This is a genomic window from Dactylosporangium sp. CA-152071, from assembly GCF_050936335.1.
In the GTDB taxonomy this organism is placed as follows: domain Bacteria; phylum Actinomycetota; class Actinomycetes; order Mycobacteriales; family Micromonosporaceae; genus Dactylosporangium; species Dactylosporangium maewongense.
This window is the reverse complement of the sequence record NZ_JBNJMZ010000001.1, coordinates 431454-442691: the sequence shown is the minus strand read 5'-3', so window position 1 is coordinate 442691 and position 11238 is coordinate 431454. Positions and strand designations below refer to the sequence as shown.

10 protein-coding genes are annotated in these 11238 nt (G+C 72.0%); 6 read left to right on the top strand and 4 right to left on the bottom strand.

The genetic code is table 11. The features are described from left to right. Positions 1-8 precede the first annotated feature (8 nt). The 5 genes from ACQEVZ_RS01635 (at position 9) to ACQEVZ_RS01615 (ending at position 5375) form a co-directional block, all read left to right on the top strand. Positions 9-1256, top strand: coding sequence for an activator-dependent family glycosyltransferase (locus ACQEVZ_RS01635; RefSeq protein ID WP_433360248.1), 1248 nt, complete (start codon positions 9-11; stop codon positions 1254-1256). Continuing rightward, entirely contained in the window at positions 1253-2194 is a 942-nt protein-coding gene (locus ACQEVZ_RS01630; RefSeq protein ID WP_354903552.1) for a hypothetical protein, read from the top strand. The genes ACQEVZ_RS01635 and ACQEVZ_RS01630 overlap by 4 nt, the downstream gene beginning before the upstream one ends. Before the next feature lie 19 nt (positions 2195-2213). Beyond that, positions 2214-3197 carry a hypothetical protein gene (locus ACQEVZ_RS01625; RefSeq protein ID WP_344506608.1) on the top strand — a complete coding sequence of 328 codons (984 nt, stop codon included), beginning with the start codon at positions 2214-2216 and terminating at the stop codon, positions 3195-3197. Next, a complete protein-coding gene (locus ACQEVZ_RS01620; protein WP_433360244.1) occupies positions 3194-4381 on the top strand; it encodes a macrolide family glycosyltransferase in 1188 nt (395 codons plus the stop codon). The genes ACQEVZ_RS01625 and ACQEVZ_RS01620 overlap by 4 nt, the downstream gene beginning before the upstream one ends. A gap of 283 nt (positions 4382-4664) precedes the next feature. Beyond that, on the top strand, positions 4665-5375 hold the full coding sequence (locus tag ACQEVZ_RS01615) for a hypothetical protein (protein WP_433360241.1): 711 nt from the start codon (positions 4665-4667) through the stop codon (positions 5373-5375). Positions 5376-5439: 64 nt separating this feature from the next. Here the strand turns inward: ACQEVZ_RS01615 and ACQEVZ_RS01610 are convergent, their stop codons facing one another. From ACQEVZ_RS01610 to ACQEVZ_RS01600, 3 genes are all read right to left on the bottom strand, one after another. Beyond that, positions 5440-6195 carry an NAD-dependent epimerase/dehydratase family protein gene (locus ACQEVZ_RS01610; RefSeq protein ID WP_433360238.1) on the bottom strand — a complete coding sequence of 252 codons (756 nt, stop codon included), beginning with the start codon at positions 6193-6195 and terminating at the stop codon, positions 5440-5442. Between the two features lie 63 nt (positions 6196-6258). After that, positions 6259-7464 (bottom strand): cyclic dehypoxanthinyl futalosine synthase, encoded by a 1206-nt coding sequence (gene mqnC, locus ACQEVZ_RS01605; RefSeq protein WP_354903561.1) that lies wholly within the window; start codon positions 7462-7464, stop codon positions 6259-6261. 23 nt (positions 7465-7487) lie between these two features. Next, positions 7488-8396: a menaquinone biosynthetic enzyme MqnA/MqnD family protein gene (locus ACQEVZ_RS01600; protein ID WP_433360234.1), complete on the bottom strand. Its 909-nt coding sequence runs from the start codon at positions 8394-8396 to the stop codon at positions 7488-7490. A gap of 161 nt (positions 8397-8557) precedes the next feature. Between ACQEVZ_RS01600 and ACQEVZ_RS01595 the strand changes: the two genes are divergently transcribed. Next, positions 8558-9778 (top strand): nucleotide disphospho-sugar-binding domain-containing protein, encoded by a 1221-nt coding sequence (locus ACQEVZ_RS01595; RefSeq protein WP_433360231.1) that lies wholly within the window; start codon positions 8558-8560, stop codon positions 9776-9778. Here ACQEVZ_RS01595 and ACQEVZ_RS01590 read toward each other — a convergent pair. Next, complete coding sequence (locus ACQEVZ_RS01590; RefSeq protein WP_433360228.1) at positions 9717-11189, bottom strand: MFS transporter; 1473 nt, start codon at positions 11187-11189, stop codon at positions 9717-9719. The two genes, ACQEVZ_RS01595 and ACQEVZ_RS01590, sit on opposite strands and share 62 nt — an antisense overlap. Positions 11190-11238: the final 49 nt, after the last annotated feature.

The window sequence follows — 11238 nt, the reverse complement described above, 5'->3', positions numbered from 1 at the left end:
GAGTCGTCATGCGGGTGCTGTTCGTCACGCTGCCGGAGAAGTCCCACCTGTTCTGCATGACGCCGATGGCGTGGGCGATGCGCGCCGCCGGTCACGAGGTCCGCGTCGCCAGCTCGCCGGCGTTCACCGACGTCATCGCCCGCACCGGCATGACCGCCGTCGGCGTCGGCGACGACAGCAACATCAGCTCCGCGATGGCGCAGCACCGCGAGTCGCAGGAGGTCGAGTCCGTCGACTGGAGCGAGCTCGACCCGGCGAAGCTGACCTGGGAGCGCGAGCTCGAACGAGCCCAGATGGGCGCCTGGGGCTTCGCCTACTACAACGAGCCGATGATCGGCGACCTCGTCGCGTTCGCCCGCCACTGGCGGCCGGACCTGGTCGTGTGGGATCCGCTCACGTACGCCGGCGCCCTCGCCGCCACCGCCGTCGGCGCCGCGCACGTCCGCTCGATGTGCTTCGCCGACGTGTGGGCGATGAAACGGCAGCTGTTCACCAAGCTCCGCGACGAGCAGCCCGAGGACCGGCGCGAGGACCCGATGGCCGACTGGCTCGGCGCACACGCCGACAAGCTCGGCGCCGCGTTCAGCGAGGAGCTCATCACCGGCCAGGCGACCCTCGACCCGCTGCCGGACCGGCTGTCGGTGCCGTCGGACGTGCGGCGGATCCCGGTGCGGTTCGTGCCCTACAACGGCCCGGCCGTCGTCCCGGACTGGCTCGCCGAGCCGCCCGCCCGCCCCCGCGTGTGCCTGAGCCTCGGCGCCGCCAACACCGAACGCTACGGCGGCGACTACGTGTCGAAGGCCGCGATCCTCGAGGCACTCGCCGACCTCGACGTGGAGGTCGTCGCCGCGCTGCTGCCGGTACAGGTGCAGGAGCTCGACCGGGTGCCGGACAACGCCCGGGTCGTCGAGTCGGTGCCGCTGCACGCGCTGCTGCCCAGCTGCGCCGCGCTGATCCACCACGGCGGCTTCGGCAGCTACGCCACCGCCCTCGTGCACGGCGTGCCGCAGCTGTGCGTCTCCACCGCGGTCGCCGACCAGACCCTGCGCGGCATGGGCCTGCAACAGGCCGGCGCGGGTCTGTTCCTGCCGCACGTGCAGGCGGGGCCGCAGGAGATCCGCGACGCCGTCGCCCGCCTGGTGTCGGAGCCCGGGTTCGCCGCCAACGCCGCGTCCCTGCGCGACGAGGCTCTCGACCGGCCCACCCCCGCCCAGGTCGTCACCGAGCTCGAACGGTTCGCGGAGGTGGCGGCATGAGTCTGGCGTTCATTCTCGGACAGAAGAACCTCGCCTACGACCCGACCGGCCTCATCGCACTGTACGAGCGGCACCAGGCCGTCCGGGACTCCTACGACCGGGCCGCGCAGTGGACCGGCATCGACGTCGCCCTGCTGCTGCGGACCGCCGACGACGCGACGCAGCGCTCCCGGACCACGTCGATCGGGCTGGCCGCGGCCATGCTCGGCATCGCCGACCTGCTCGGCGAGCACGGCGTACACCCGGCGATGGTCGGCGGGATCAGCCTCGGCGCGATGGTGTCCGGGGCCCTGAGCGGCGCGGTGGCCCGTGAGGACGTCATCGGGCTGCTCGGCCACACCGACGGCGACCAGCGTCCCGACCGGGACGAGTTGCCCGAGGGGTGCGTCGCCGCGGTCCTGCCGCTCGGGCAGACCTACGAGTCGTTCTACGGCACCCGGCCCGGGGTCTGGTTCGCCGGCGACTTCGGCATGCACACCAGCGGCGCGTTCCGGATGCTGCTGCTCAGCGGCTACCGTGACGCCCTCGACGAGCTGGCCACCGGCTACCCGCCGGAGTACTTCGTGTTCAGCGAGGAGACCGTCGCGGTGCACAGCCCGCTGCGGCACCGCGCCCGCGACGTGCTCGCCCGCATCGCCGCGGACATCGAGTTCACCGACCCGGCGGTGCCGATGTGCTCGTCGCTGGAGCCGCGGGTGCTGCACAGCGCCGACCAGGTCCGCAGCGAGTTCAGCCGCAACGTCGTCGAGCCGATCCGTGCCGACCACCTCACCGGCCAGATGCGCCGCCTCGGCGCGCGGCTCGGCGTCATCCTCGGCCCGACCCTGCCCCGGGACGGGTTCGAGTTCCCGTTCCCCGTCGTGTACGTCGACGCCCCGGACGACATCGATCAGGTCGTCGCCGCCGTCCGCGAGCACGACGTGCTCCTCCCCACGTGACCCCAGGAAGGCTGCCGGTATGAGCCTCGCGTTCATCTTCGGAACGAACCTGCTCAACTACGACCCGCGGGGCGTCATGGAGTTCCACGACGCCTACCCGGCCATGCAGAAGGTGTACGACAAGGTCAGCGCCTGGACCGGGCTGGACCTGGACCGGCTGCTGCGCCGCCGGGAGGACGACGAGGAGGACCTGGAGGCCCGGTCGCGGCACGGCTCGGTCGCCCTCGCGGCCGCCATGGTCGGCATCCACGACGTCCTCGCCGCGCAGGGCATCCACCCGGCCGCGGTCGGCGGGCTCAGCCTCGGCTCGATGGTCAGCTCCTCCCTGGCCGGCGCACTGCCCCGGGAGCGGCTCTTCGACCTGCTGATGCGGATGGACCACGTCGGACCCCGCGACCCTTCCGGACCCGCCGAAGGCGTCGCGGTCGCGTTCCTTCCCATCGGCGAGGACGAGGCGCTGCTGGTCGAGCCGAAACGCGACGGCGTCTGGCTCGCCGGTGACTTCGGCACCCACCCCACCGGCACGTTCCGCATCCTGCTGCTCAGCGGCTACCGCGAGGCCCTGGAGCGGCTCGCCGAGGAGACTGCCGCGTCCGGCGGGCTGGGTCAGGTCCAGGTGCAGGAGGCCAACTCGGTGGCCGTACACACGCCGCTGCGGCAAGCGGTCGCCGACTCGATCGCCGCCATCGCCGCCGGGGCCGGCCTCGGCGACCCGGTCCTGCCGCTGTGCTCGGCGCTGGAGCAGCGCACCCTGACGAGCGCGGCCGAGATCGCCGACATGTTCAGCCGCAACGCCGTCGAGACGATCCGCATCGACGACATGAGCGCCGAGATGCACCGGCACAAGACCCGCGTCGGGCTGGTCCTCGGCCCGTCGCTGCCGCGTGGCTGGATCGGCTTCCCGTTCCCCGTCGTGCACGTCGAGTCGCCCGCCGACCTGCCCGAGGTCATGGCGGCCATCTTCGACAACGGCGTCGTCCTCCCCCCGAAGCGAGTGTCATGACGGCCCACATCGCCATCTTCGTCTTCCCGGACTACGGGCATTTCAACCCGACGCTGCCGATCGCCAGGCACCTGGTCGAGCGCGGCCACCGGGTCACCTACGTCGTCGACTCGATGTATTCGGCGGCGGTGGCCTCGGTCGGCGCGGACCTGGCCGGCTACACGTCCGTCCGGCGCCGGCTCAGCACCGGCAGCCACGTCGAGAGCGACGAGATCGCCGAGCTCGGCCTGGACATCCTCGCCGACGCCAACACCCGAGTCATCCCGGCCGCGCGCGCCGCGTTCACCGGCGACCGGCCCGACCTGATTGTCTACGACTTCGAGAGCTTCGTCCCGGCCCGGATCCTGGCCCGCGAGTGGGGCACCCGGACCCTGCAGTACTTCCCGTACACGGCCTCCAACGACCACTTCTCCCTGCACGCCGAGACGATGGACCGCGACTCCGACTACGTCCACAAGGGCGTCGAGGCGATCATGGAGATCCTCTCGGAGGTCGAGCCGGACCCGGCGAAGATGTGGGCGATGATGGCCGTCGCTGACGAGCACAACCTCGTCTTCCTGCCCAGGGCACTGCAGCCGCACGGCGAGACGTTCGACGAGAAGTTCACGTTCCTCGGCCACTGCCTGCCCTCCACGCCACCGGCGGTCACCTGGACGGCCCCGGATCCCGATGTACCGGTGGCGCTCATCTCCATGGGCACCGAGTCCAACGAACGCACCGGCATGTTCCAGCTGTGCGCCGACGCCTTCGCCGACAAGACGTGGCACGTCGTCATGACCCTCGGCCGCGGCAACGCCCTGGACGAGGGCGTGTCGGCGGTCAACGTCGAGGCCCACGAGTGGATGCCACACCTGGCGGTCCTGCCCCGCGCGTCGGTCTTCGTGACCCACGGCGGCATGGGCAGCCTCGTGGAGGCCCTGTACCACGGCTGCCCGTGCGTCGTCGTGCCGCACACCCCGGAGAACGCCGTCAACGCCCGCCGGGTGGACGAGATCGGCATCGGCCGCTACCTGCCCGCCTCGACCCTCACCCCGGCCACGCTGCGGGCCGCCGTCGACGAGCTCACCAACGACCCGGAGGTCCTCGCCCGCGTCGCCGCCATGAGCGCGGCGATGCGCGCCGGCGGCGGCCCCGCCGAAGGCGCCGACGTCATCGAACGCCTCCTCGCCGCACCCGCGGGCTGACCCGCGGTCGGGCATCCGCGCCGGCGTGGTAGGACCGGTGCATGGCGTACAACGTCGTGCTCACCACCATGCCGGCGCGGGCGACCGCGGTCGTCAAGGCCCAGACCACCTGGCAGGAGTTCCCGGGCCGGTGGAAGCCGATGCTCGACCAGGTCTGGGCCTGCTCACGGAGGTGTTCCACCTTCTCAAGCACGGAGAACCTTGGACGTGACCCTGCAGCGACGAGCACACATCACCCGAAACCGGCGAGGGGCGGGCGCTGATCGCCCGCCACACTGGGCTGGTGGCTGTGCCAGCGGCGACGGGGCAGTCCGGCCAGCCGCCCCAGCCGCCCCAGCCGCCCCGGTCGCCCCGGTCGCCCCGGGCGGCGGGGGTCGCGGGCATCGCCTTCGCCGTGCTGTGCGCCGCCGTGATCGTCGGCATCCGTATCGTGTTTCCGGAGCTGCCGCCCACCGCGGACCAGTGGCACACGAGCACGTCCGGCCGCACCGTGCTGCGGGTGGCGCTGGCGCTGCTGCCGTTCGCCGGCATCTCCTTCCTGTGGTTCATGGGTGCGCTGCGGGCCTTCATCGGCGGGCGGGAGGACAAGTTCTTCGCCACCGTGTTCCTCGGCGGCGGGCTGCTGTTCGTCGCGATGCTGTTCGCGCTGGCCACGGCCGCCGACAGCATGCGCGACGTCGCCGACGCGTCGCCGGGTGGACCGCCGCCCGAGCTGTGGCGCTACAGCCACCACCTCACATACACGCTGCTGTCGAGCTACTGCATGCGGATGGCCGCCGTCTTCACCTTCGCGACGACCACGATCGGGCACCGCCTGCACCTGTTCCCGCGCTGGCTGGTTGGGCTGGGCTGGCTCGTCGGCGCGGTCCTGCTCGTCGTCGTCACCCGGGTTCCCTGGTCTGAGCTGGTGTTCCCGATCTGGGTCCTGGCCGTCAGCTGCCGCATGCTCTCCGGGCGGCCTGACGGCGGCGTGACGGCACGTCAGCCCCCGTAACGCGCCCGGTCACGACGGGGTGCGGGCCGGCTCCCCTTCCCGGGCCGGCCCGCGGACTCGGGTTTCAGCGCGTCGGGGCGGGCACCGCGCGGTCCAGGTACCGGTCCAGCAGCATGTCGAGGTAGCCGGGGCCCGCCTTGCCGAACCCGGGCACGAGGGTGCGCAGGCGGTCCAGGGACACCTCGGTGCGGGAGAAGGGACCCGTCGAGTACACCCGGTCGGGGGAGACGCCGAGGCGCTGGGACACGCCGTCGACGATGTCCTCGACCGGGAGGGGGCGGCCGGAGGCGACGTTGACGACCACGTCGCCCGCGTCGACGGTCAGCAGGCCGTCGATGGCGTGCATCAGGTCGCGGGCGTCGAGCAGGTCGCGGTGGGCGCCGCGGTACACGGTGACGGTGCCGCTGGCGACCTGGCGCACGATGGCCGGCAGCAGCTGGTGCGGGCGCTGGTGCGGGCCGACCACGTGGCTGAGCCGCAGCACGACGTGGCGCACGCTGGAGGCCCGGATGCAGGCCTCCAGGGCGAGCTTGTGCCGGCCGTACACCGACGGCGGGAAGAGCGGTCCGTCCTCGGTCGCCGGTGCGGTGGTGTGGCCGTACATGGCGAACGACGCGGTCGAGAAGTACAGCAGGGTCCGGTCCTGCGTGGCACACCTGCGCAGGGCGGCGTAGAGCGCCTCGGCCTCCCGGTCGAACTCGGCCGGGTCGGTGACGGACGTGCTGGACACGCCCACCGCGAGCGCCGTCACGTCCGGGAACCGGTCGCCGAACGCCGCGGTGAGGTTCTTCGCCAGGAACCCGTTGCCGATGATCTGCATGTCACCCTCCCGACCGGGACGGCGCCGGCGGGTTGCCGGCGCCGCGACAGCCACCCGCGCGGCTCATCCGACCGGTGTCACCTTCAACAGCCGCTGGGGCGCGATCGCGCCGATGCCGCCACCGTCGACCGCGGTCGAGGACAGGTGCGAGACCACGCGGTCGTCGACCGGGTCGTCGGCCGGGTCCTCCAGCACCCGCAGGTGCTCATACGTGGTGCTGCGCTGGGCGGGGACGCGGCCCGACGCGCGGATCAGGTGGATCATCTCCAGGAGGTTGGAGCGGTGCTTCGCGCCCGCCGAGGAGACCACGTTCTCCTCCAGCATCACCGAGCCGAGGTCGTCGGCGCCGTAGTGCAGCGACAGCTGGCCGATCTCCTTGCCGGTGGTCAGCCACGAGCCCTGGATGTGCGCGACGTTGTCGAAGAACAGCCGGGCGATGGCGATCATCCGCAGGTACTCCAGGGAGGTCGCCTGCGTCTGGCCCTGCAGCTTGTTGTTCTCCGGCTGGTACGTGTACGGGATGAACGCCCGGAACCCGCCGGTGCGGTCCTGCACGTCGCGGACCATCCGCAGGTGCTCGATGCGCTCCGCGTTGGTCTCGCCGGTGCCCATGAGCATCGTGCAGGTCGACTCGACGCCGAGACCGTGCGCGATCTCCATGATCTCCAGCCAGCGCTCGCCGCTCTCCTTCAACGGGGCGATCGCCGTGCGGGCCCGGGCCGGCAGCAGCTCCGCGCCGGCACCGGCGAACGAGTCGAGGCCGGCGGCCTTGATCCGCAGGATCGCCTCCTCCGGGCTGACCCCGGACACCTTCGCCATGTGCTGCACCTCGGACGCGCCGAGGGAGTGGATGACCAGCGACGGGTAGGCGTCCTTGATGGCCTTGAACATGCCCTCGTAGTACTCGACGCCGTACTCCGGGTGGTGCCCGCCCTGGAACATGATCTGGGTCCCGCCGAGCTCGACGGTCTCCGCGCAGCGGCGCAGGATGTCGGTGAGGTCGCGCTCCCACGTCTTGTCGCTCTTCGGCGGGGCGTAGAAGGCGCAGAACTTGCACGCCGTCACGCAGACGTTGGTGTAGTTGATGTTGCGTTCGATGATGTACGTGGCGATGTGCTCGACACCGGCGTACCGGCGGCGGCGCACCGTGTCGGCCGCGGCGCCGAGGGCGTGCAGCGGCGCCGAGCGGTACAGCTCCAGCGCCTCCTCGGGGGTGATGCGTTCGCCCGCGGCGGCTCGGTCGAGCACCGCGCTGGCAGATCGGAGCATGGCAGAGCCTTTCATGAAGTGGGTCACGGCGTTGACAGCAGGCGCACCTCGACGTCCGGCGGGAAGCCGGCGTCCGGCCCGCCGACGCGGCGGGCGAACTCGGCGATCCCGGCCAGCTGCCGCGCGCCGAGGCTGAAGTCGAGCGCCGTCATGTAGTAGCGGCGCAGGACCGCCGCGTCGAACGGCTCCCAGCGGGCCGCCTGCTCGCACACGGCGTCGACCTCGAGCAGCGACAGGTCCCGCGACGCCAGGAACGCCCGGTGCACCCGCTGGACGGTCTCGGGTTCGCGGGCCACGAAGTCGCGGCGGGCGGCGAACACCGCGAAGACGAACGGCAGGCCGGTCCACTCCCGCCACATCTCGCCGAGGTCGTAGACGTGCAGGTTGAGCCGCTGCGCGTCGGCGAGCGCGGCCCGCAGCGCGACGTCGCCGATGACCACCGCCGCCGGCGCGTCGCGGAGCATGACGTCCAGGTCCGGCGGGGCGGTGAAGTACCGCGGCCGCACCCCGACGAGATCGCTGAGCAGCAGCGCGGCCAGCCGGACCGACGTGCGGCTGGTCGAGCCGAGCGCCACCGGCGCACCGTCGAGCTGGTCGAGCGGCACCTTGCTCACGATGAGGCACGACATGACCGGCCCGTCGCTGCCCACCGCGATGTCGGGCAGGGCGACCAGATCCTCGGCGTGCTTCAGGAACTCCATCAGGCTGATCGGCCCGATGTCGAGCCCGCCGGCGGTGAGCGCGTCGCTGAGCCCGTCCGGGCTGTCCCGGCGCAGGTCGAGGTCGAGCAGGCTGCCGGTGCGGGCGAGCCCCCAGAACAGCGGCACGCAGTTGAGGAACTCGATGTGCCCGACGCGCGGCCGCACGGGTCGGCGCCACCCGGCCGGTGCGATCCCGCCGGGGTACGTGAGCGTGCCGGTCGGTTCAGGCATCGCGACTCCTGCCGTTCGAGCGTTGGGAAGGCACCCGCGGACGACGGTCACTATCCAGCACCGGCCGGGCCCAGGTCCCTCGATCCACCCGAAGTCTGGGGGTTTCCCGGGTTCTTGCGTCGTGTCCGGCCCGTGACCAGACCCTGCGGCATCCTGGGCGGATGCGCGTGCTGTTCTCCGTGTCGTCCTGGCCCACGCACTACTCGTCGATGGTGCCGCTCGGCTGGGCGTTGCAGGCCGCCGGGCACGAGCTGCGGGTGCTGTGCGCACCGTCGCAGACCGCGGCGGTGGCCGGGGCCGGGCTGCCGCCGGTGCCGCTGCTGGGCGGGATGGAGGTCGCCGTCCACAATCGACTGTCCTACGTGCGGGAGGCGCTCGCCGGGCAGTGGCCGTACCCGTGGACGCCCCTGCACCCGGTCACCGGCGCGCAGATGTCCACACTGGACGGTTTTGACGCCGCGGCGTACGCGCGCACCGACGGCGCCCGGTTCGCCGAGGCGTCCGCGGCCGGCCACGACGCCGCCGTCGCGTTCGCCCGCGAGTGGCGCCCGGACCTCGTCGTCCACGACCCGGTCAGCACCGAGGGCCTTCTCGCGGCGTTGGCGGCCGGTGTACCGGCAATCCTCGCCCTCTGGGGCCCGGTCGGCACGCACGAGGCGCCGCCGGTCCGCATCCTGCCCGACGACCTCGGCGACTCGTTCGCCCGCCACGGTTTCGGACCGTTCGGCCCCGACCTGATCCGCCACGTGCTCGACCCGTGTCCGGACGAGGTGGCCCCGCCGGTGGGCGGCGAGCGGCTCCCCGTGCGGTACGTGCCCTACAACGGCCCCGGCGTCCCACCGCCCCGGCAACCGCGCGGCGGGCGCAAGCGGGTCTGCGTCACGTGGTCCACGGCCCTGAGCACGATGACGGGTCCGCGTTCCTACGCACTGCCGGCGATCGTCGAGGCGCTCGCCGGCCTCGGGGTGGAGGCGGTGCTGACCGCGACCCGCGAGGACGCGGAGGCGCTCGGCCCGGTCCCGCCGGGCGTCCGCCTGCTGGAACGCTGCCCCCTGTACGCCCTCCTGCCCGACTGCGACGCGGTCGTCCACCACGGCGGCGCGGGCAGCGCGATGACCGCCATGGTGACCGGCACACCGCAGCTGGCGATCACGTTCGCCAGCGAACAAGCCTGCCTGGCCGGCCGGATCGCGGCGGCCGGCGCCAGCCTGCACCTGCCGGGCCACACCGCGACGGCGGAGACGATCGCGGCGACCATGGCCGCACTGCTGGACAACCCCGCACACCAGCGGGCCGCGACCGCCCTGCGCCGGGCCGCGGTCAGCCGCCCGACCCCCGTGGAGCTGCTGCCGCGCCTGGAGAAGCTGGCCGCCGGCTGGTAGGGCAGCCGCACTTGCCGGCGTGACTCTGGTGTGGCTTGGCTGGCTGTGGTGCCTGTTCAGGCTGGGCCGGGAGCGCGCGCATGGTTCGCAGCGGTGAGAAGAGCAGAGGCAATGCTGGCAGCAGCCCGGCTGCGGCGGCGATCCACAGTGCTGTCCTGGCGTCGAGGAGTTGGCCGAGGACACCGCCGATGAGAGCGCCGAGCGGGGCGGTGCCCCAGACGAGGAAGCGCATGGTGGCGTTCATCCGGCCCAACAGGTGTTCTGGGGTGAGGCCTTGGCGGAAGCTGACCTGGGTGATGTTGTTGACCGAGACACAGCAGTAGATGACGAATGACGCGGCGGCCGCCGCCCACAGCAGCCACCCGGGCTGGGCCGCTGGAATCACCAGTTGCAGCGGCGCGGTCACCGCGACCGGGATCCAGATCGCCGGGCCCTGCCCGATCCGCGCGGCGACCCGTCTGGCGGTCAGCGCGCCGATAAGTGCCCCCACGGAGGCGATCGAGAAGAACACGCCGATCGTCCCGGCGGGGAGGTGCAGCACTCCGGCCAGCAGCGCGATGAGCATCGCGCTGCGGATCCCGGACAGAAGGTTGTACGACGAAATGGACAGCGCGATCGCGCGTAGCAGCTGATTGCCGAACACAAACCGCAGTCCGTCCATCATGTCCTTGCCGAGGCTGGCGCCACGCCGGAGCTCCGGCGAGTCCTCGCGCCGACGGATGCGCCGCACGAACATCGCCGACCCGGCGAAACTGGCCGCGTCCAGCGCCACGGCCAGCGGAGCGGTCACCGCCTGGACCAGCAGGCCCGCGACGGTCGGGCCGCCGATCTGGGCGACCGCCCGGACCCCCTCGAGCTTGGCGTTGCCCTCGACCAGATGCTCCCGGCCGACCAGGTGCGGCAGGTAGCTCATGTACGCCACGTCGAAGAACACCCGCAACACCCCGACCGCGAACGCCACCAGATAGAGCTGTGACATGCTCAGCACGTCGAACGCCCACGCCAACGGCACCGAGCTCAGCACGACCGCCCGACCGACGTCGGCGATGATCAGCACCTTGCGGCGGCGCATCCGGTCCACCCACGCCCCTGCCGGCAGGCCGATCAGCAGGAACGCCGTCATGCCGCAGGCGGTCAGTGCACCCACCTCGAAGTTGGAGGCGTCCAGCGCGACCACGGCGACCAAAGGCAACGCCAACACACTGATCTGGCTGCCCAACTGGCTGATCGTGTCAGCGACGAACAACTGCCGGAAGTCGTGCTCGCCCAGCAATCCCGGGCTTCCACGCAGACCCATGTCTGCACCATGACCAAGCGGTTGGAACAAGTCAATCAGTTCGGGGTTACCCGGGCGCGCACGACAGGTTCGTCGGCGACCAGGCCGGCGGTCCGGCCCAGTCGCGTCTCCCACGTCGTGTCCACAGCAACGGTGGTATCTCCGAGGACCGGCCGCCGCGCAA